The organism is Mycobacterium sp. NGS49 (assembly GCF_059812565.1).
In genome coordinates this window covers 1-244 of the sequence record NZ_JCALCX010000127.1, presented here as the reverse complement: position 1 = coordinate 244, position 244 = coordinate 1, and the positions used below count along the sequence as shown (strand labels likewise).

Here is a 244-nt window from a genome sequence, read left to right as displayed (position 1 = left end):
TGATTCGATCACCGTCGGCTATCAGGCCGCGCATACCGGCAGCTACGCGCCCCCGACGAATCTGCTGCTCAACGGGAGCCCGGTCACTGTCGAGCCGCCGGCCACCCCGCCGACCACGCCGCCGACGACTCCGCCGACGACTCCGCCGACCACGCCGCCCACGACGCCGCCGCCGGGTGGGACGGTGATTTCCACGCAGTACGGGACGACGACGGTCACCGGTGGGTATGTGGTGCAGAACAAC

The 244-nt window shown here is 70.1% G+C and carries 1 protein-coding gene; it reads right to left on the bottom strand.

Translation table 11 applies throughout. The features are described from left to right. Nucleotides 1-42: 42 nt before the first annotated feature. On the bottom strand, nt 43-244 hold a 202-nt coding region (locus AC5Y7D_RS30995; protein ID WP_499930019.1), incomplete at its 5' end, for a hypothetical protein.